Here is a 17493-nt window from a genome sequence, read left to right as displayed (position 1 = left end):
GCCCAACCTCGGAACGCTCGCGCCGCCCAGCCCCGCGGCGGCGGTGGCGGCGGCCGACGCCGCGCCCAGCCCGCCCGCACCGCCAAGCGGCGCAGGCTGCCGCTCCGCTATCTCCTGCCGATGCTCCTGCTCGTCGCCCTGATGGCGATGCTCATGCTGCGCGGCTACACCCACAGCGAGATCCTCGCCGACCACCGTGTGCGCCCGCCCGCGGCCACCGACCAGGTCCCGAAGAAGGTCCTCGAGGACGGCGGCCCGGTCATCGACACCCGCGGCGGCCACGAGGGCACGCTGAGCGTCCCCCACCACCGCCTCGTCCTGACCTTCGACGACGGCCCGGACCCGGAGTGGACCCCCAAGGTCCTCGACGTACTGAAGAAGCACGACGCGCACGGCGTCTTCTTCGTCACCGGCACGATGGCCTCGCGCTACCCCGACCTCGTCGAGCGCATGGTGGACGAGGGCCACGAGGTCGGCCTGCACACGTTCAACCACCCCGACCTGTCGTACCAGTCCAAGAGCCGCATCGACTGGGAGCTCTCGCAGAACCAGCTCGCCCTCGCGGGCGCGGCCGGCGTCCGCACGTCCCTCTTCCGTCCCCCGTACTCCTCCTTCTCCGACGCCATGGACAACAAGTCCTGGCCGGTGACGAAGTACATCGGCAGCCGCGGCTACCTCACCGTCGTCAACAACACCGACAGCGAGGACTGGAAGCGCCCCGGCGTCGACGAGATCATCCGCCGCGCCACGCCCAAGAACGGCGACGGTGCGATCGTCCTGATGCACGACTCCGGAGGCGACCGCTCGCAGACGGTGGCCGCGCTCGACACCTTCCTGCCCGACCTGCAGGACAAGGGCTACCGCTTCACCAACCTCACCGAGGCCCTGGACGCCCCCAGCGCGCACGCGCCGGTCACCGGCCTCGACCTGTGGAAGGGCAAGGCCTGGGTCTTCCTGGTCGGCGCCTCCGAGAAGATCACCGGCGTACTCGTCGTGGCCCTGGCCATCATCGGGTCCCTGGTCATGCTCCGCTTCGGCATGATGCTGCTGCTCTCCGCGGTGCACGCGCGCAAGGTGCGCAAGAAGGGCTTCCGCTGGGGCCCGGACATCACCGAACCGGTGTCGGTCCTCGTGCCCGCCTACAACGAGGCCAAGTGCATCGAGGCCACGGTCCGTTCCCTCATGGCGAGCGACCATCCCATCGAGATCATCGTCATCGACGACGGCTCGTCGGACGGCACCGCGCTGATCGTCGAGGGCCTGCGCCTGCCGAACGTACGCGTCGTGCGCCAGCAGAACGCGGGCAAACCGGCCGCCCTCAACCGCGGCATAGCCAACGCCCGTTACGACCTCATCGTGATGATGGACGGCGACACGGTCTTCGAGCAGTCGACCGTGCGCGAGCTGGTGCAGCCGTTCGGCGACCCGCGCGTGGGCGCCGTCGCGGGCAACGCGAAGGTCGGCAACAGGGACTCGCTGATCGGCGCCTGGCAGCACATCGAGTACGTGATGGGCTTCAACCTCGACCGTCGTATGTACGACATGCTCGGCTGCATGCCGACCATCCCCGGCGCCGTGGGAGCCTTCCGGCGCTCGGCCCTTGAGCGGGTCGGCGGCATGAGCGACGACACGCTCGCCGAGGACACCGACATCACGATGGCGATGCACCGCGACGGCTGGCGGGTCGTGTACGCCGAGAAGGCGCGCGCTTGGACCGAGGCGCCGGAGACGGTGCAGCAGCTGTGGTCGCAGCGCTACCGCTGGTCGTACGGCACGATGCAGGCGATCTGGAAGCACCGCCGCTCGGTGATCGAGTCGGGCCCGTCGGGCCGCTTCGGCAGGGTGGGCATGCCCCTGGTCTCCCTGTTCATGGTCCTGGCCCCGCTGCTCGCGCCGCTGATCGACGTGTTCCTGCTCTACGGCCTGGTCTTCGGCCCCACCCAGAAGACGATCATCGCGTGGCTCGGCGTGCTCGCCGTCCAGGCGGTGTGCGCGGCGTACGCCTTCCGGCTCGACCGCGAGCGCATGACCCATCTGATCTCGCTGCCCCTGCAGCAGATCCTCTACCGGCAGCTGATGTACGTCGTGCTGCTGCAGTCCTGGATCACCGCCCTGACCGGAGGCCGCCTGCGCTGGCAGAAGCTCCGGCGCACGGGAGTCCTCGGAAATCAGCCCTCTATCCCGCAGCAGCGGACGGGCAGCCCTGATCGGAGGCCCGTCGCATGACGTATCCCCAGCAGCCTACGCAGCCCGCGTACCCCACGCAGCCTGCGTACCCCACGCAGCCGCTGCCGCAGGTGCCGCCGCCTCCGGGGCTGAGGAATCATGCGCCGGGGGCTCCGGGGGTGGGGGCTCCGGGGGTGGGGGCTCCGGGTATGGGGGTGACGCCGGTGGGTCCGGCTGCCCCGGAGGCGCCCGCCGCGCCCAAGAAGCCGGGCAGGGACCGCTACTTCGACGTACTGCGCTCGCTCGCGCTCGTCCGCGTCGTCATCTACCACCTGTTCGGCTGGGCCTGGCTGACGATCCTCTTCCCGTCCATGGGCGTGATGTTCGCGCTGGCGGGCGCGCTGATGGCACGCTCGCTGAAGCGCCCGGCATGGGGCGTGATCAGAGGCCGAATACGCCGACTGCTCCCGCCCATGTGGGCGTTCAGCGCAGTGGCACTGTTCCTGTTGTTCTACGGCGGCTGGAATGTGAGCAAGGACCCGGACCACGGGGACACGTGGGGCCTGGTCAGCATGTTCAACTACGTGTTCCCGATCGGCGCCCCGCCCTTCCCCTGGCACATCGGGGACAAGGCGGGCCTCCTGGAGGACACCTGGCCGGCGCAGGCCGCGGGCCCGCTCTGGTACATCCGCGCGTACTTGTGGTTCGTGATCGCGTCGCCGCTCCTGCTCTGGGCGTTCCGCAGGGCCCCGTGGGCCACGCTGTTCGCGCCGCTCGCCCTGACGGCGGTGCTGGCCACGGAGATCGTCAAGATCCCCGGTGAGACGGGCAACGCGGTGTCGGACTTCGCGGTGTACGGCAGCTGCTGGGTGCTCGGCATCGCCCACCAGGAGGGCGTACTCGCCCGGATTCCGCGCTACGTGGCGGTGTCCGTCTCGACGCTGATCATGGCGTTCGGCCTGTGGTGGGCGTCGGGCCACCTGGGCCCGGACGGCTGGGACCTGAACGACATCCCGCTCGCACAGGCGGCCTGGTCCTTCGGCTTCGTCGTCATCCTCTTCCAGTACTCCCCGTCCTGGCAGGAACTGCCGGGCCGCTTGAAGCGCTGGGACAAACTCATCACCCTCTCCAACAACCGAGCGGTGACGATCTACCTCTGGCACAACCTCCTGATCATGGCCACGGTGCCGCTCATCGACATGGCATACGACCTGCCGTTCATGGAGGACGAGCGCTGGAGCTCGGCGCTGGACTCGACGTACATGCTGTGGATGACGGTCCTGGTCTGGCCGCTGATCGGCCTGATGGTGATGGCGGTGGGCTGGATCGAGGACTTCGCGGCGAAGCGGAAGCCACGGCTGTGGCCGGACGGCTCAAAGAAGACAAAGGGCCGAAGGGCAAGAGCAGAAGCCTGACGTTCTGACGGCCTGACATGAAGGCGGCCGCACACGCACTTAGGTGCGGTGTGCGGCCGCTTTCGTGTGGGCGGGGAGGGGTCGGCAAGTTACCGACTAAGAGTGAACTTCGGACCCTTGAATGGGCGGATATGTCCTGACGCTCGGTGACCATGCCGCAGCCGTTTCCCACGGCTCCCGGATAACTTGCGCGGGTGACGGAGGGGGTTGTGGATGGCGGATCGCCTGGTGGTCGACGGCGACGAACTCGAACACTTCATGAGGCTGCTCAACAGATCGAAGGACTCCCTGAAGAGCATGCGCAGGGCGCTGGGCAACGCGACCACCGTGGGACTCGGAACCGATGACCTCGACTGGGCCTGCGAGGACTTCCAGGACGACTGGAAGTACGGGACGCAGCAGCTGGGGGAGCAGGCCGAGGACTTGGCGAAGATCATCGACAAGAGCAAGGACGCGTACCGCGAGGTCGACAAGGCCCTTGAGGAGAACCTGAGAGAAAGGGGCAGGGGCGGGGACAGAGGTAGGGGCGAGGGCGCGGGAAAGAGCGGCGGGGCGGGGGGAGTGAAGTGACAGTCACCCCAGGCGTTGAGAAAGACCCGTTCGCAGGCTCACCCGCCGCCAGGAATGGCCCGTTGCCGCAGGGTCTCAAATCCTCCCCGGTGATCCCGGACGGCGGCTACTCCGACCTCGGATTCAATCCGGTGCCGGGCGACCGCGACGTAGTGAAGGCGCTGCACGAGAAACTGACCAGCTGCGCCAAAGTCCTCCACGAGACGCATGGCATCGTCACGAAGCTGATGGACGGCAGCTACTGGGAGGGAGACGCGGCGGTCGCCTTTCGGGAACAGATCGACGACGGCCCGTTGCCGAAGAACCTGCAGAACGCGGCGAATTCCGTCAGCAAGGCCGCCAAGCACCTGAGCCGCTGGCACGGCGAGCTCGACGGATACCAGCGGCGCGCAAAACTCCTGAACGCGGACGCGAAGGAGGCCCGAGCCGCGCTGGAGGCGGCGCAGGGGCGGGCGGACACCGCGGGCAGGGACCCAGACCTGGACAAGAAGGGCGGCCGGCGCGACGACGCGGTCAAGGCTCAAGCGCGCGCCGACGGAAAGGTGGACGAGGCCCAGGCGGACCTCGACCGCATCCTGAAAAGGGCCCGCGACCTCGCGTACGAGCATGAGGAGAGGTCCGGCTATCGCGCGGGCAAGATCCGGGCGGCGACCCACAAGTTGGCGCCGCAGGAACCGGGCTGGTTCGACACGAGCATGGACTGGATCAAGGAGAACCTGCCCGACATCCTGAGCACCTTGGCCGCCGTCGTGGGGTTCGCGGCGCTGTTCGTGCTGACTGGCGGGACGGCGGCAGCGGTGTTGCTGCTGGCTGCGGCGGCGTTGAGCGGGACCGCGCTGGGCCTGCGGCTGCTCGGAGACCCAGGGCTGCGTGCCTCGCTGTGGGACGGATTCACGAAGTACGAGTTCGACACGGACTTCTGGAGTAACGCCGTGACCCTGGGCGGGGACGTCCTGGGCGTGGTGCCCGGAGTCGGTGCGGCGTGGAAGGGCGGTGCGGCTGCTCTGCGCGGAGTTGGTGAGGCGGGAGGAGCAGTCACGCTGGGCACGCGCCTGGCCCATGCAGGTGTGTCCACCATGGAACACGCGAGGACCATCTCCAGCCTGGACAACTCCCTGCTCGGGCTGACCATTCGAGGCGCCCGAGCCGCGCACATCACCGGGACGGTTGAGGTGACCTCAGCTGCTGTGGGCGTGGGGACGGCCGTGTTCGGGCTGGCGGCGAAGGCCGTGGATGCCGATGACGACGGCATCAAGGACGGCGCCGTAGCCGGTATCGATGGCTCGCGAATCGGCGTCGACGGCGGAGGTCTCATCGATGTCGTCCGTCACCTACTCCGTTGACCCGACGAAACAGAGAGCTGTTCACATGCATCCCGTCGAGCATTCGACCGCCTGGGACCACCCGCCGACACGCAAGGCATTCGTCCGGCACATGATCATGATCGTCGGGAGGCTGCTCGGGTGGGGAGCCGTCTGGTTCGCGACCCTCTTCCTCATCGTCGCCACCCCTGCATCGATTGCCTGGGTCCTCATCCCCCTCCTGGTGTACGCCACCTTCCGGGCCGTCCTCCAACTCGGGTACTTCCCCTGGTCCCTCAACATGCAGCGTGTCCTCGCCCAGTACCCCTGGCAACACCTCGCCGACGTACCTCGGGGGCGGAACAAGCACCCCGAGGCGCAAGAGGACGAGATGTGGTACGAGTTGCCCGATCCCGAGAAGCCCGAGAAGCGGATTCCGTTGCTCTTCATGGCCAACATGCGCACCCTCTGGTGGCTGAGGCGCTTCGGGACCACCAAGACGAAGCCCGAGTTGAAGGCCCAGATCGAACCCCTGTGGTTCGCCGGCGACCCCCGCTTCTACGCCGTCATCGCGGCACCCGGCCGAGGAGGCGCCGCGCCGAGGCGGCTGCACTTCCTCTACCAGCGTCCGGCCAGGCCCAGTTGGAAGGCCGCCCCGGTCGGGTGGGGCGCCGGCCCCGCCGCTCTCGAACGGGCCCGTAGAGCCGGGGCGCAGGTCCCCGGCCCGGGAGCGGTCGGGACGCGATGAGCACCGGGCCCCGCATCGCGCTCGACGAGTCAGCCGAGGACCCCGGCGCCGCCATCTGGTTCGCCGAACCCGCGGGCTTTACGGCGATCCCAATGGCGCCACTGCTGAACCTGCCCACCGCTCCCGGCGCCGACGGATTGCGGGTGGCGCTGGGCCCGTTGCTGGAAGCAGCCCCGGACGACGTGTCCCGGGAGCGCTTCGTCGCTGAGCTTGCCGCAGGTCAGGAGGTGCTGAGGGTGCTCTGTGAAGCCGGAACAGTCCACTGTTCGGTCGGCCTGCATCGCGACGACGTGGCTGAGTCGGGTGGTGACGCTGAGGGGCGGCCGTTGCGCTCCTTCTTCACCCTCTCGTGGCGGGACACGGCCGTGGCGCCGCCTTCCGTCACAGCGGCCCGCTCCGTGACTCCCGCCGGGCATCACACCCGTATCGAGTACGTCGATCTGCCGTCCGGCCCGGCCAGCATCAGTGAGACCGTACGCACGCCCTCACCCGACAGCGGCCTCGCCCAGCAGCCCCTCCTCCAGATCCACGCCCACATCCCGCACCCGGAGGGCAAGCGACTGGCGGTCCTCACGCTGACGACGACCGAGATCGCCCACCGGGAGCAGTACCGTGCCATCCTCGATCAGATGGCCGGACTGGTCAGCTTCGATGATCCCCTTGCGAGCAGAGAGCAGAGAGCAGAGAGCAGAGAGCAGAGAGCAGAGAGCAGGTACTGCAGGGGAATCCCCGTGAGCCGCTGATGTAGGGGCCCTTCCGTGGGATTTCTTTGGAGACACGGGCCCCTAGTACCCGGCCGTGAACCTGGACCGCCTGTGCCTCGGGGTCTCCGCCTCGTTCAGGAGCGCGATCGCCAAGTCCTCCATCGACAGCGACGAGTTGCCCGCCGCGTCCACCAGGAGTTCGTCCGTGCCCAGGCGGAACGTGCCCGTACGGGTGCCCGGCTCCAGGACCGCCGACGGGCTCACGTACGTCCAGTCGACGCCCGTGTCCGCCGTGCGGACCGCCTCGTACTGGTCGTTGGACGCCTGGGCGATGTGCCGCCACGCCGTGGGGACGTACGCCGGGTCGTCGATGGCCAGGACCCCCTGCGTGCCGGGGACCGTCAGGCTGCCCGCGCCGCCGACGATCAGCAGCCGCACGCCCTTGCCCGACAGGCCCTCCAGGAGCGACTTGGTGATGGCGGCGTGCTCGTGTTCGCGGCCCGGCGCCGGTCTCGTGGCGTTGATCACGAGGTCTTGGCCGACGCTCAACTCCGCCACGTCGTACGGGATTCCCGCGTCGCCCGTGCGGTGCGTTGCGCCGGGGTGCAACTCGGCGTACCGGGTCGCGTCGCGTACCACCGCGGTCACCTCGTGGCCGCGAGAAAGTGCCTCCGTGACGACCCTGCTGCCTACGTTTCCTGCCGCTCCGAAGACGGTGATGTGCATGCTCATGGTCGTTCAGCCTCTTCTTGTGTGTCGGTTCTCTTGGTGCGTCGGGCTGCGTCACTCGGTGGTGTCACCTGTTCGTGGGTGCTTGCTTTCCGCGTGACCCGCCGCCTCCGCTCTGGCCCAGCAGCACGCTCCCCAGCACGAGCACCAAGCCGCCCACCTGCCACGACGTCAGCGTCTGGCCGAGGATCAGGAGGCCGGCGAGGGTGGCGACCACCGGGTTGGTCAGGCCGAGGAACGAGACGGACGAGGCCGGGAGGCGTTCGATGCCGCGGAACCACAGGGCGTACGCGATGGCCGTGCCGATCACGCCGAGGTAGACGTATCCGGCGATGTTGGTGCCCGTGAGGTGGCTCGGCAGGCCCTCCGCGGTGAGGGCGATGGGGGCCAGGACCAGGCCGCCCGCCGTCAGTTGCCAGCCGGTGAAGGTGAGGAGCGAGACACCCTCGGGGCGGCCCCAGCGCTTGCTGAGCACCACCGCGAGGGCCATCAGGGTCGTCGCCGCCAGCATCGCCGCGATGCCCACCGGGTCCACCGACGCGCTGCCCCGCAGGACCAGCAGGGCGACGCCCGCGACACCCACGAGTCCCGCGACGAGCGTACGGGCGGACGGGCGCACCTTCAGTACGCCGATGCCGAAGCCCGCCACCAGGAGCGGCATGACCGCGCTGACCGTCGATGCCACACCCCCGGGCAGGTGGTAGGCACCGAAGAAGAGGAGCGGGAAGAACGCCCCGAAGTTCAGCAGCCCCAGCACGGCGGTCTTCCACCACCAGTCGCCCCTCGGCAGCCGCCGGGTGATCGCGAGGAGGATCAGCCCGGCGGGCAGCGCGCGCAGGGCCGCGGCGAGCAACGGGCGGTCGGCGGGCAGGAGTTCGGTCGTCGTGACGTACGTGGTGCCCCAGGTCGCCGGGCCGATGGCCGCGAGGCCCGCGGCGGCGAGGGCGTAGGTGCGGGGCCCCCGGCCGGGCCGGCGCCGGCCACTCGGGCTGGCGGTCCCGACGCCGGTCGTCGGTGTCGTGCGTACCGCGCTCGTGCTTGGGCTGGTGGTCGACATGATGCTCCCCCTCTGTTCCCCTCAACGCTGTTATTCTCAACGTTGAGATAAATATGGACCGCCGGTCCGCGAACGTCAAGTATCTGAACGTTGAGAGATCTGCTGAGGGGAACCTGCACATGAGCGACACCCGGCCCAAGCCCGACGTGCCCGCGAAAGCGAAAGCGGAAGCTGAATCGGAAGCGGACGCCCAGGCCGACGCTCACGCCGACGCCATCGACGAGCTCCGCGCCCAGTGGCGCCGCGAGCGTCCCGATCTGGACCTCGCCCATCTGGACGCCATGGCCCTGGTGGGCCGCATCAAACGCGCCGACCACCTGCTGAGCAAAGGCATGAAGCGGGTCTTCGTCGAGTACGGCCTGGAGTTCGCGGAGTTCGACGTCCTCGCCACGCTCCGACGGGTCGGCGCCCCGCACGAACTGACCGCGGGCGGCCTCCTGAAGTCCGCGATGGTGACATCGGGTGCCATCACCAACCGCCTCGACAAGCTCGAACGCAAGGGCCTGATCGCCCGCCACCCCGACCCCGCCGACCGCAGGGCCATCCGCGTGCGCCTCACCGAGGAAGGCCTCGACCTCGTCGACCGCGCCGTCGTCGACCACATCACCAACGAGGAGCGCATGCTCGCCGCCCTGACCCCCGAGGACCGCGCGGCCCTCGACGGCGCCCTGCGCAAGCTCCTCGTATCCCTGGGGGACACCCACCTGGGCTGAGCACCCCGGCGCGGCCCGCCGCGCGGAAGCCCTCACCGCCCGCCCCGCCCCCAGGTGAGAGCGAAGTTCCCCGCCGGTCACCGCGTGCCACAGGGCTGAAACCCGGCCTCCCTACCTTCGGATCATCAGCCGCCGGCTGTGGAGATGCGGAGGTCTGGCATGTGGATCCAACGGTGGGACCCGGAAGACGAGAAGTTCTGGGAGGAGGAAGGGGAGCGGGTCGCCCGGCGGAACCTGGTGTTCTCGATCCTCTCGGAGCACATCGGGTTCTCCATCTGGACGCTGTGGTCCGTGATGGTGCTCTTCATGGGGCCCGAGTACGGGATCGATCCCGCCGGGAAGTTCTTCCTCGTGTCCATGGCCACGCTGGTCGGGGCCGTCGCCCGCGTCCCCTACACCTTCGCCGTCGCCCGCTTCGGCGGACGTAACTGGACGATCATCTCGGCGAGCATGCTGCTCGCGCCGACCGTCGCGGCCTTCTCCGTGATGGAGCCCGGCACCTCCTACACCACCTTCATGCTCTGCGCCCTGCTCACCGGCGTCGGCGGCGGCAACTTCGCCTCCTCCATGACCAACATCAATTCCTTCTTCCCCTTGAGGAAGAAGGGGTGGGCCCTCGGGCTCAATGCCGGCGGCGGCAACATCGGCGTGCCCGTCGTGCAGCTCGCCGGGCTCGCGGTCATCGGGGCCGGGGGAGGGCCGCGCGTGCTTCTCGGGATCTACATCCCGCTCATCTTCGTCTCCGCCGTCTGCGCCGCCCTCTTCATGGACAACCTCGCCACCGTGAAGAACGACACCGGGGCCGCGAAGGAAGCCGTACGGGACGCTCACACGTGGATCATGGCCTTCTTGTACGTGGGGACCTTCGGGTCCTTCATCGGGTACAGCTTCGCCTTCGGGCTCGTCCTGCAGACCCAGTTCGGGCGCACACCGTTGCAGGCCGCCGCGGTCACCTTCATCGGGCCGCTGCTCGGCTCGCTGATCCGGCCCGTCGGCGGGCGGCTCGCCGACCGGTTCGGCGGGGCCCGCATCACGCTGTGGAACTTCGTCGGGATGGGCGCGGCCACCGGCGTCGTCGTCATCGCCTCCATGCGGGAGTCGCTCGCCCTCTTCGTGGCCGCCTTTGTCGTTCTCTTCGTGCTCACCGGGCTCGGGAACGGGTCGACCTACAAGATGATCCCCGGCATCTTCCAGGCCAAGGCCCTCCAGAAGGGGCTTCAGGGGGAGGCCGCCGCGGCTTACGGGCGGCGGCTCTCCGGGGCCTCCATGGGTCTCATCGGCGCCGTCGGGGCGCTCGGCGGGCTGGGGATCAACCTCGCCTTCCGGCAGTCCTTCCAGACCGTGGGGTCGGGGACCGGTGCCTTCGTCGCCTTCCTCGTCTTCTACGCCGCCTGCTTCTGCGTCACCTGGGCCGTATACCTTCGCCGCCCTGCGCCCGCCCCGGACTCCGGGCAGACCCCGGACGCCGAGGAGAAGCCCCAGCTCACGTACGCGCAGGTCTGAATCAGGGGTGGTCGTAGCCTGGTGTAACACGTACGACATCGTGATGATCCGGGGTTGTCACGGGCCGTTGGCAGGCTCGTTCAACCCCGGATCATCCATCACGCGGTACTAGCGGGACGAAAGCAGCTGCCATGCACGGGACCCCTCCGACCGGTCAACAGGCCGGCCGTCAGAACGCCCCCCTCGCCGGATTCACCGTCGGCGTCACCGCCGCGAGGCGCGCCGACGAGCTCGGCGCGCTGCTCCAGCGGCGCGGCGCCACCGTCCTGCACGCGCCCGCGCTGCGCATCGTCCCGCTCGCCGACGACAGCGAACTCCTCTCCGCCACCAAGCAACTGATCGACCACGCGCCCGACATCGTGATCGCCACCACCGCCATCGGTTTCCGTGGCTGGGTCGAGGCCGCCGACGGGTGGGGCTTCGGCGAGGCGCTGCTGCGATGTCTGCGCGGCGTCGAGCTGCTGGCCCGCGGGCCCAAGGTCAAGGGCGCCATCCGCGCCGCCGGGCTCACCGAGGAGTGGTCGCCCTCGTCCGAGTCCATGGCGGAGGTGCTGGACCGGCTGCTCGGCGAAGGCGTCGAAGGCAAGCGCATCGCACTTCAGCTGCACGGCGAACCGCTGCCCGGCTTCGTCGAGTCGCTGCGCGCCGGGGGAGCGGAGGTCGTCGGCGTGCCCGTCTACCGCTGGCTGCCGCCGGAGGATCTCGCGCCCGTCGACCGGCTCCTCGACGCCACCGTCGCGCGCTCCGTCGACGCCCTGACCTTCACCAGCGCGCCCGCCGCCGCGTCCTTCCTGGCCCGAGCCGAGGACCGGGGCATGTCCGGCGAGCTCTTCGAGGCCCTTCAGCACGACGTCCTGTCCGCCTGCGTGGGCCCGGTCACGGCGCTTCCGCTGCAGGCCCTCGGCGTCGTGACGGTGCAGCCCGAACGCTTCCGGCTCGGGCCCCTCGTCCAGATCCTCTGCCAGGAACTGCCCTCCCGCGCCCGTACGTTGCCCGTCGCGGGCCACCGCGTCGAGATCCGCGGTCACGCCGTCCTGGTCGACGACGAGCTGCGGCCCGTGCCGCCCGCCGGCATGTCGCTCCTTCGGACGCTCGCGCGGCGCCCGGGGTGGGTCGTCTCCCGGGCCGAACTGCTGCGCGCGCTGCCCGGCGCGGGGCGCGACGAGCACGCCGTGGAGACCGCGATGGCCAGGCTGCGTACGGCACTTGGGGCGCCGAAGCTGGTCCAGACGGTGGTCAAGCGCGGCTATCGGCTGGCACTCGACCCCGCGGCCGGGGCCAAGTACGCCGACTGACGGGCCCTGTTGTCCCGTCCCCGCAGTACCAGGGCCCGCGCCAGCAGGCTGATCGCGACGGTGGAGAGCAGGGCCCGCACGGCGTTCCAGGCCAGCCACGGGTCCTCGAACGTCTCGCGTACGGCGGCCGGGTCGGCGATCTTCGCCGGGTCGCCCGCGTCCGCGAGTTGGTCGTTCAGCGGCACGTTCACGGCCGATGTGATCACGAAGGTGATGAGGTAGAGGACGAGTGCCGCGAGGACCCACCGGTACGGGCCCGTGCCGCGCAGTTGCCACGCGGAGACCGCCGTGAAGATCAGCGCGCCGAAGAAGCTCGCGAAGAAGACCGGGTTGTTGAACGCGTCGTTCGTGTTCTGCATGACCTCGATGAAGACCCGGTCATCGCTGCGAGCGAGGCCGGGCATGACGCCGCAGGAGAAGATGTAGAAGGTTCCGGCGATCAGGCCCATGGTCACGACGGCCGCCCCCAGGACGGCCCCGGCGGAGCCGCCCCTCCGGCTCTGCCCCATGCCCTGTTCCTGTCCCCGGCTTTTCGTCTCACGTTTGGCTTCCATGGGACCGAGTCAACCGGCCCGATGGCCGCCGGACCATGGTCTCGAAGCGCGTCCCCATAAGCGGGCGTCTCATCCGCGCCCGGTGGCAGGGGTTCCGCACCCGCCCGCGGCGAGGCACTGTAGGGGGAGCACTCACCGGTAACCCCACAAGGCGGTGACAGGCGCATGGCACTGGGCATGGACCCGGCCACGTACGAGCTGCGATTCGACTCCGGGCGGAGCTGTCTGGATCTCGTGGCGACGAACCATCCCGTGGAACGGCTCGACTCCGTGGACCGGCTGCGTGCCTGGCTCGCGGGTGCCGGGCTCATCCCGGATCGCACCGCCCTGCCGGGGGCAGGCCCGGCCTGGCTCGTGGGCTTTCGCGAACTGCGCCAGAGCGTCGGCCAGTTGGTGCTGGCGGAACTCGAAGGGCGCTGCGCCGAAGCCGCGTTGGGCAGGGTCAATGCCCTCGCCGCGGCAGCGCCCCCGGCCCCGCGCGCCGTCCGGCGCCCCGACGGCAGCCTCGCCCGCACCCTGGACGGCGACCCCGGCTGCGCGGCCCTGCTCGCCGCCGTGGCGCGCGATGCCGTCGACCTGCTCACCGACCCCGTCGCGCGCGCCCTGCTGCGCCAGTGCGAGGGCGACAACTGCCCCATCGTGTACCTGGACACCTCACGCGGCAGGCGCCGCCGCTGGTGCTCGAGTGAGGTGTGCGGCAACCGTGAACGGGTCGCCAGACACCGGCGGCGGGCGGCGCTCGCGCGGGCCTGATCAAATTTCTTCCGGGGCGGCTGAACACAGCCGTTGCCGCGTACGTACATCTCCGGTGAGCCAGCCAAGACGAAGAGCGGACACCGGAGGCAAGCGTGCGCAAGGATTCCGCCGTGGCCGATGAGCGCCCGCAGGCACGCCCGCCCCGACATCGTCTGGTCCCGCAACGCAACGGACCCGACGAGGAGTTGATGCGCGCCCTCTACCGCGAGCACGCGGGGCCACTTCTGGCCTATGTGCTCCGCCTGGTGGCGGGCGACCGGCAGCGCGCCGAAGATGTCGTACAGGAAACGCTCATCCGTGCCTGGAAGAACGCCGGTCAGCTCAATCGTGCGACCGGTTCGGTACGCCCCTGGCTGGTGACGGTCGCCCGGCGCATCGTCATCGACGGTCACCGCAGCCGGCAGGCCCGGCCGCAGGAGGTCGATCCGTCGCCGCTGGAGGTCATCCCCGCGGAGGACGAGATCGATAAGGCGCTGTGGCTGATGACTCTCTCGGACGCGCTCGACGACCTGACTCCCGCCCACCGGGAAGTGCTCGTCGAAACTTATTTCAAGGGGCGTACGGTCAATGAGGCGGCCGAGACTCTGGGTATACCGAGTGGGACGGTGCGCTCGCGGGTCTTCTACGCGCTGCGTTCGATGAAGCTTGCGCTTGAGGAGCGGGGGGTGACGGCATGAACGAGTCCTACGGACATGACGCGTGGGGGCAGGCTGAAGCGGGCGACGTGCACGAGACCGTCGGCGCCTACGCCCTCGGCATCCTGGACGACGCGGAGGCGACGGCCTTCGAGGCACATCTGGCGGTCTGCGAGTTCTGCGCGCACCAGCTGGAGGAGTTCTCCGGCATGGAGCCGATGCTGGCCGCGCTCGCGGACCTCCCCGGCGGACGCGGCGTACCGGCGATCGGCGAGCAGCTCGCCGCGAGGCCGAGCCCGCGCCTGGCGGACCGCCTCGTGGACGAGGTCTCCGTGAAGCGTCAGCAGAAGCGCAGGCGCGGCATGTATCTGGTGGCCGCCGCTGCCGCGCTGATCATCGGCGGGCCGCTCACGGTCCTCGCGGTGAGCGACGACGGCGGGACGACGGACGTGGCGGGCGAACCGCACCCCACGAGCCCCGCCGAGGACGCCTTCTTCAACCACATGGACGACAAGATCAAGGCGACGGACCCGAAGACCAAGGTCAGTGCCACGGTCGGCACGGAGAAGAAGGCCTGGGGCACGCACGCGGTCCTGGAGCTCAAGAACGTCAAGGGCCCGCTCAAGTGCTCCCTGGTCGCGGTCGGCAAAGACGGCGAGAAGGAGACGGTGACCACCTGGTCCGTCCCGAAGTGGGGTTACGGCATCGAGGACAGCCCGAACAAGTGGGCGCGCAGCCCGCTGTACGTCCACGGGGGCGCCGCGATGGACCGGAACGACATCGACCACTTCGAGGTGACCACCTTCGACGGCGACCGCCTCGTGGAGGTCGACGCGTAGGAGAAGCGCACACGGAGGTCACACGGGGGTCCCCTTTCGCGTACGGTAGACGGCTGCTCAATAGAGCAGCTGCACGTCCGGAAAGGGGCCTCGGTGGCCGACGTACGCGACCGTGAGATCGGCGTCGAACAGGAACATCTCGACCAGGTCTACCGGCGTCTCGAGGAGAAGATCCACGAGGCCGAGTTCCTCATGACCGACGCGGCCAAGCGCTCCCAGGTCGGCACGCCCGGCGCGCTCGCCGAGCGGGACGCCCAGGTGTTCCGCGCGGGCGTTCATCTCAACCGCCTCAACAACGAGTTCGAGGACTTCCTCTTCGGGCGCATCGACCTGCTGCTCGGCAAGGACGGCAAGAAGGGCCCGGACGGCGCGTACACGTCGATCGAGCCCGCCGAGGACGCGGTGAGCGAGAACAACACCGCCGAGATCGCCGAGACCCTGCACATCGGCCGTATCGGCGTCCTGGACGCCGACTACTCCCCGCTGGTCATCGACTGGCGGGCGCCGGCCGCGGCGCCCTTCTACCGCTCGACGCCGGTCGACCCGGGCCGTGTCGTACGGCGCAGGGTCATCCGCTCCAAGGGCCGCAGGGTCCTGGGCGTCGAGGACGACCTGATGCGCCCGGAGCTCAAGGCGACCCTTGCCGGTGAGTCGCTGCCGGTCATCGGCGACGGCGCCCTGATGGCGGCGCTGGGCCAGGCCCGCAGCCACACGATGCGGGACATCGTGGCGTCGATCCAGGCCGAGCAGGACATGGTCATCCGGGCGCCCGCCGCCTCGGTGACGTACGTCGAGGGCGGCCCCGGCACCGGCAAGACCGCCGTGGCCCTGCACCGCGCGGCCTACCTCCTCTACCAGGACCGCAGGCGCTACGCGGGCGGCATCCTCATCGTCTCCCCGACCCCGCTCCTCGTGGCCTACACGGAGGGCGTGCTCCCCTCGCTCGGCGAGGAGGGGCAGGTCGCGATCCGGGCCGTGGGCGCGCTGGCCGACGACGCGGCGGGCCCGGCCGAGGCCACCGTCTACGACTCTCCCGCGGTGGCCAGGGTCAAGGGCTCCTCCCGGATGCTGCACGTCCTGCGGAAGGCCGCCAGGGGCGCTCTGGAGGGCGGTACGGGCACGACCGCGAAGCCCGCCTCCCAGGACGGTCAGCTCGCCTTCGGAGACGACGACGAGGACGACGCGCCCCAGGCGCCCGCCGAGACGCCCACACGGCTCCGTGTGGTCGCTTTCGGCCGCCGTCTGGAGCTGGAGGCCGACGCGCTCGGCCGCATCCGACGCAACGCGCTCAGCGGCACGGCTCCCGTCAACCTGCTGCGCCCGCGCGCCCGCAAGCTCCTGCTGGACGCCCTGTGGTCCCAGTCGGGCTCCGCGGGCCGGCACAGCGACCCGGAGCTGGCCGCCGAGCTGCGCTCGTCCTTCGACGAGGACATCACCTCCGAGGACGACTTCATCCGCTTCCTCGACGCCTGGTGGCCCGAACTCACCCCGCGCGCCGTGCTCTCCGCGATGGGCGACGAGCGGCGCCTCGGGCGTTGGGCGCGCCGCGTCCTGAACCCGGGCGAGGTCCGCAAGGTCGCCCGGTCCCTCAAGCGCGACGCCCTGTCCGTGCACGACGTGGCGCTCCTGGACGAGCTCCATTCGATCCTCGGCACGCCGCACAGGCCCCGCAAGAAGAAGGATCTCGACCCCCTCGACCTGCTCACCGGGCTCGACGAACTGATGCCGCAGCGCGAGGAGTCCCAGCGCGAGCGCGCCGAGCGGCTCGCCGCGGAGCGCACCGAGTACGCACACGTCATCGTCGACGAGGCCCAGGACCTGACCCCCATGCAGTGGCGCATGGTCGGCCGCAGGGGCCGGCACGCCACGTGGACGATCGTCGGCGACCCGGCCCAGTCCTCCTGGTCCGACCCGGACGAGGCCGCTGCCGCCCGTGACGAGGCCCTGGGCAGCCGCCCGCGCCGCCGTTTCACCCTCACGGTCAACTACCGCAACCCCGCCGAGATCGCCGATCTCGCGGCCAAGGTGCTCGCGCTCGCGATGCCGGGCTCCGAGTCGCCGTCGGCCGTACGGTCCACCGGGGTGAAGCCCCGTTTTGCGACAGCGAACAATGGACACAGTGCGGTCGTACGCGACAAGGACCTGGGCGCTTCGGTGCGCGCGGAGGCGGCGCGGCTGCTCGACCAGGTGGACGGCACCATCGGCGTCGTCGTGGCGATGAACCGCCGCGAGCAGGCGGCGCGCTGGCTCGACGGGCTCGGCGACCGCGTGGTGGCGCTCGGCAGCCTGGAGGCCAAGGGCCTGGAGTACGACGCGACGGTCGTCGTCTCCCCGGCGGAGATCGCGGACGAGTCCCCGGCGGGCCTGCGTGTCCTGTACGTGGCGCTGACCAGGGCGACCCAGCAGCTCACGGTGCTTTCCGGCGAGCGCGACGACCCCGACGCGGAGGGCGTGCCGGACCTGCTCCGCGAATGACTTCGGAGACTTCTCGGGACGGGAATTGCCTTG

Annotated in this window: 16 protein-coding genes; 13 read left to right on the top strand and 3 right to left on the bottom strand. The window is 70.0% G+C overall.

Features of this window, described 5'->3' with window-relative positions; genetic code table 11:
- Nucleotides 1-120: 120 nt before the first annotated feature.
- From AB0I66_RS32235 to AB0I66_RS32210, 6 genes are all read left to right on the top strand, one after another.
- Entirely contained in the window at nt 121-2226 is a 2106-nt protein-coding gene (locus AB0I66_RS32235; RefSeq protein ID WP_363211572.1) for a glycosyltransferase, read from the top strand.
- Between the two features lie 149 nt (nt 2227-2375).
- A complete protein-coding gene (locus tag AB0I66_RS32230) occupies nt 2376-3581 on the top strand; it encodes an acyltransferase (protein WP_363211496.1) in 1206 nt (401 codons plus the stop codon).
- A gap of 213 nt (nt 3582-3794) precedes the next feature.
- The gene (locus AB0I66_RS32225; protein ID WP_363211494.1) at nt 3795-4151 is read left to right on the top strand and encodes a hypothetical protein; all 357 of its coding nucleotides are present in this window, start codon (nt 3795-3797) and stop codon (nt 4149-4151) included.
- 62 nt (nt 4152-4213) lie between these two features.
- On the top strand, nt 4214-5494 hold the full coding sequence (locus tag AB0I66_RS32220) for a putative T7SS-secreted protein (RefSeq protein WP_363211493.1): 1281 nt from the start codon (nt 4214-4216) through the stop codon (nt 5492-5494).
- Nucleotides 5495-5519: 25 nt separating this feature from the next.
- Complete coding sequence (locus AB0I66_RS32215) at nt 5520-6200, top strand: hypothetical protein (RefSeq protein ID WP_363211492.1); 681 nt, start codon at nt 5520-5522, stop codon at nt 6198-6200.
- The gene (locus AB0I66_RS32210; protein WP_363211491.1) at nt 6197-6943 is read left to right on the top strand and encodes a hypothetical protein; all 747 of its coding nucleotides are present in this window, start codon (nt 6197-6199) and stop codon (nt 6941-6943) included. Before AB0I66_RS32215 ends, AB0I66_RS32210 begins: the two co-directional genes overlap by 4 nt.
- A gap of 42 nt (nt 6944-6985) precedes the next feature.
- Here the strand turns inward: AB0I66_RS32210 and AB0I66_RS32205 are convergent, their stop codons facing one another.
- Together AB0I66_RS32205 and AB0I66_RS32200 are read right to left on the bottom strand one after the other, a co-directional pair.
- The gene (locus AB0I66_RS32205; protein WP_363211490.1) at nt 6986-7636 is read right to left on the bottom strand and encodes an NAD(P)H-binding protein; all 651 of its coding nucleotides are present in this window, start codon (nt 7634-7636) and stop codon (nt 6986-6988) included.
- Between the two features lie 64 nt (nt 7637-7700).
- The gene (locus AB0I66_RS32200; RefSeq protein WP_363211489.1) at nt 7701-8690 is read right to left on the bottom strand and encodes an EamA family transporter; all 990 of its coding nucleotides are present in this window, start codon (nt 8688-8690) and stop codon (nt 7701-7703) included.
- Nucleotides 8691-8809: 119 nt separating this feature from the next.
- On the opposite strand from AB0I66_RS32200, the gene AB0I66_RS32195 reads away from it, so the two are divergent.
- The 3 genes from AB0I66_RS32195 (at nt 8810) to AB0I66_RS32185 (ending at nt 12201) form a co-directional block, all read left to right on the top strand.
- The gene (locus tag AB0I66_RS32195; RefSeq protein WP_363211487.1) at nt 8810-9403 is read left to right on the top strand and encodes a MarR family transcriptional regulator; all 594 of its coding nucleotides are present in this window, start codon (nt 8810-8812) and stop codon (nt 9401-9403) included.
- Between the two features lie 159 nt (nt 9404-9562).
- On the top strand, nt 9563-10906 hold the full coding sequence (locus AB0I66_RS32190; protein ID WP_363211486.1) for a nitrate/nitrite transporter: 1344 nt from the start codon (nt 9563-9565) through the stop codon (nt 10904-10906).
- 131 nt (nt 10907-11037) lie between these two features.
- On the top strand, nt 11038-12201 hold the full coding sequence (locus AB0I66_RS32185) for a uroporphyrinogen-III synthase (RefSeq protein ID WP_363211485.1): 1164 nt from the start codon (nt 11038-11040) through the stop codon (nt 12199-12201).
- Here AB0I66_RS32185 and AB0I66_RS32180 read toward each other — a convergent pair.
- Nucleotides 12153-12710, bottom strand: a complete 558-nt coding sequence (locus AB0I66_RS32180) for an anthrone oxygenase family protein (RefSeq protein WP_363211484.1) — start codon at nt 12708-12710, stop codon at nt 12153-12155. The genes AB0I66_RS32185 and AB0I66_RS32180 overlap by 49 nt on opposite strands.
- Nucleotides 12711-12920: 210 nt before the next feature.
- On the opposite strand from AB0I66_RS32180, the gene AB0I66_RS32175 reads away from it, so the two are divergent.
- The 4 genes from AB0I66_RS32175 to AB0I66_RS32160 all read left to right on the top strand — a co-directional run bounded on the left by AB0I66_RS32175 (nt 12921) and on the right by AB0I66_RS32160 (nt 17460).
- A complete protein-coding gene (locus AB0I66_RS32175) occupies nt 12921-13508 on the top strand; it encodes a CGNR zinc finger domain-containing protein (RefSeq protein WP_363211483.1) in 588 nt (195 codons plus the stop codon).
- Nucleotides 13509-13603: 95 nt separating this feature from the next.
- Nucleotides 13604-14188, top strand: a complete 585-nt coding sequence (locus tag AB0I66_RS32170; protein ID WP_363211482.1) for a sigma-70 family RNA polymerase sigma factor — start codon at nt 13604-13606, stop codon at nt 14186-14188.
- Complete coding sequence (locus AB0I66_RS32165) at nt 14185-14985, top strand: zf-HC2 domain-containing protein (RefSeq protein WP_363211481.1); 801 nt, start codon at nt 14185-14187, stop codon at nt 14983-14985. Before AB0I66_RS32170 ends, AB0I66_RS32165 begins: the two co-directional genes overlap by 4 nt.
- A gap of 93 nt (nt 14986-15078) precedes the next feature.
- Nucleotides 15079-17460 carry a UvrD-helicase domain-containing protein gene (locus AB0I66_RS32160; protein ID WP_363211480.1) on the top strand — a complete coding sequence of 794 codons (2382 nt, stop codon included), beginning with the start codon at nt 15079-15081 and terminating at the stop codon, nt 17458-17460.
- Nucleotides 17461-17493: the final 33 nt, after the last annotated feature.

This window comes from Streptomyces sp. NPDC050439 (genome assembly GCF_040655335.1).
In the GTDB taxonomy this organism is placed as follows: Bacteria; Actinomycetota; Actinomycetes; order Streptomycetales; family Streptomycetaceae; genus Streptomyces.
Note: the sequence above shows the minus strand (reverse complement) of the source record. Positions and strands in the feature narration are given on the sequence as shown.

What these genes read in the sequence shown, in the direction of transcription:
- AB0I66_RS32235 (WP_363211572.1), top strand. Translation starts at nt 121, where the DNA reads ATGCTCCTGCTCGTCGCCCTGATGGCGATGCTCATGCTGCGCGGCTAC.
- AB0I66_RS32230 (WP_363211496.1), top strand. Translation starts at nt 2,376, where the DNA reads ATGGGGGTGACGCCGGTGGGTCCGGCTGCCCCGGAGGCGCCCGCCGCG.
- AB0I66_RS32225 (WP_363211494.1), top strand. Translation starts at nt 3,795, where the DNA reads ATGGCGGATCGCCTGGTGGTCGACGGCGACGAACTCGAACACTTCATG.
- AB0I66_RS32215 (WP_363211492.1), top strand. Translation starts at nt 5,520, where the DNA reads ATGCATCCCGTCGAGCATTCGACCGCCTGGGACCACCCGCCGACACGC.
- AB0I66_RS32210 (WP_363211491.1), top strand. Translation starts at nt 6,197, where the DNA reads ATGAGCACCGGGCCCCGCATCGCGCTCGACGAGTCAGCCGAGGACCCC.
- AB0I66_RS32205 (WP_363211490.1), bottom strand. Translation starts at nt 7,636, where the DNA reads ATGAGCATGCACATCACCGTCTTCGGAGCGGCAGGAAACGTAGGCAGC.
- AB0I66_RS32200 (WP_363211489.1), bottom strand. Translation starts at nt 8,690, where the DNA reads ATGTCGACCACCAGCCCAAGCACGAGCGCGGTACGCACGACACCGACG.
- AB0I66_RS32195 (WP_363211487.1), top strand. Translation starts at nt 8,810, where the DNA reads ATGAGCGACACCCGGCCCAAGCCCGACGTGCCCGCGAAAGCGAAAGCG.
- AB0I66_RS32190 (WP_363211486.1), top strand. Translation starts at nt 9,563, where the DNA reads ATGTGGATCCAACGGTGGGACCCGGAAGACGAGAAGTTCTGGGAGGAG.
- AB0I66_RS32185 (WP_363211485.1), top strand. Translation starts at nt 11,038, where the DNA reads ATGCACGGGACCCCTCCGACCGGTCAACAGGCCGGCCGTCAGAACGCC.
- AB0I66_RS32180 (WP_363211484.1), bottom strand. Translation starts at nt 12,710, where the DNA reads ATGGGGCAGAGCCGGAGGGGCGGCTCCGCCGGGGCCGTCCTGGGGGCG.
- AB0I66_RS32175 (WP_363211483.1), top strand. Translation starts at nt 12,921, where the DNA reads ATGGCACTGGGCATGGACCCGGCCACGTACGAGCTGCGATTCGACTCC.
- AB0I66_RS32165 (WP_363211481.1), top strand. Translation starts at nt 14,185, where the DNA reads ATGAACGAGTCCTACGGACATGACGCGTGGGGGCAGGCTGAAGCGGGC.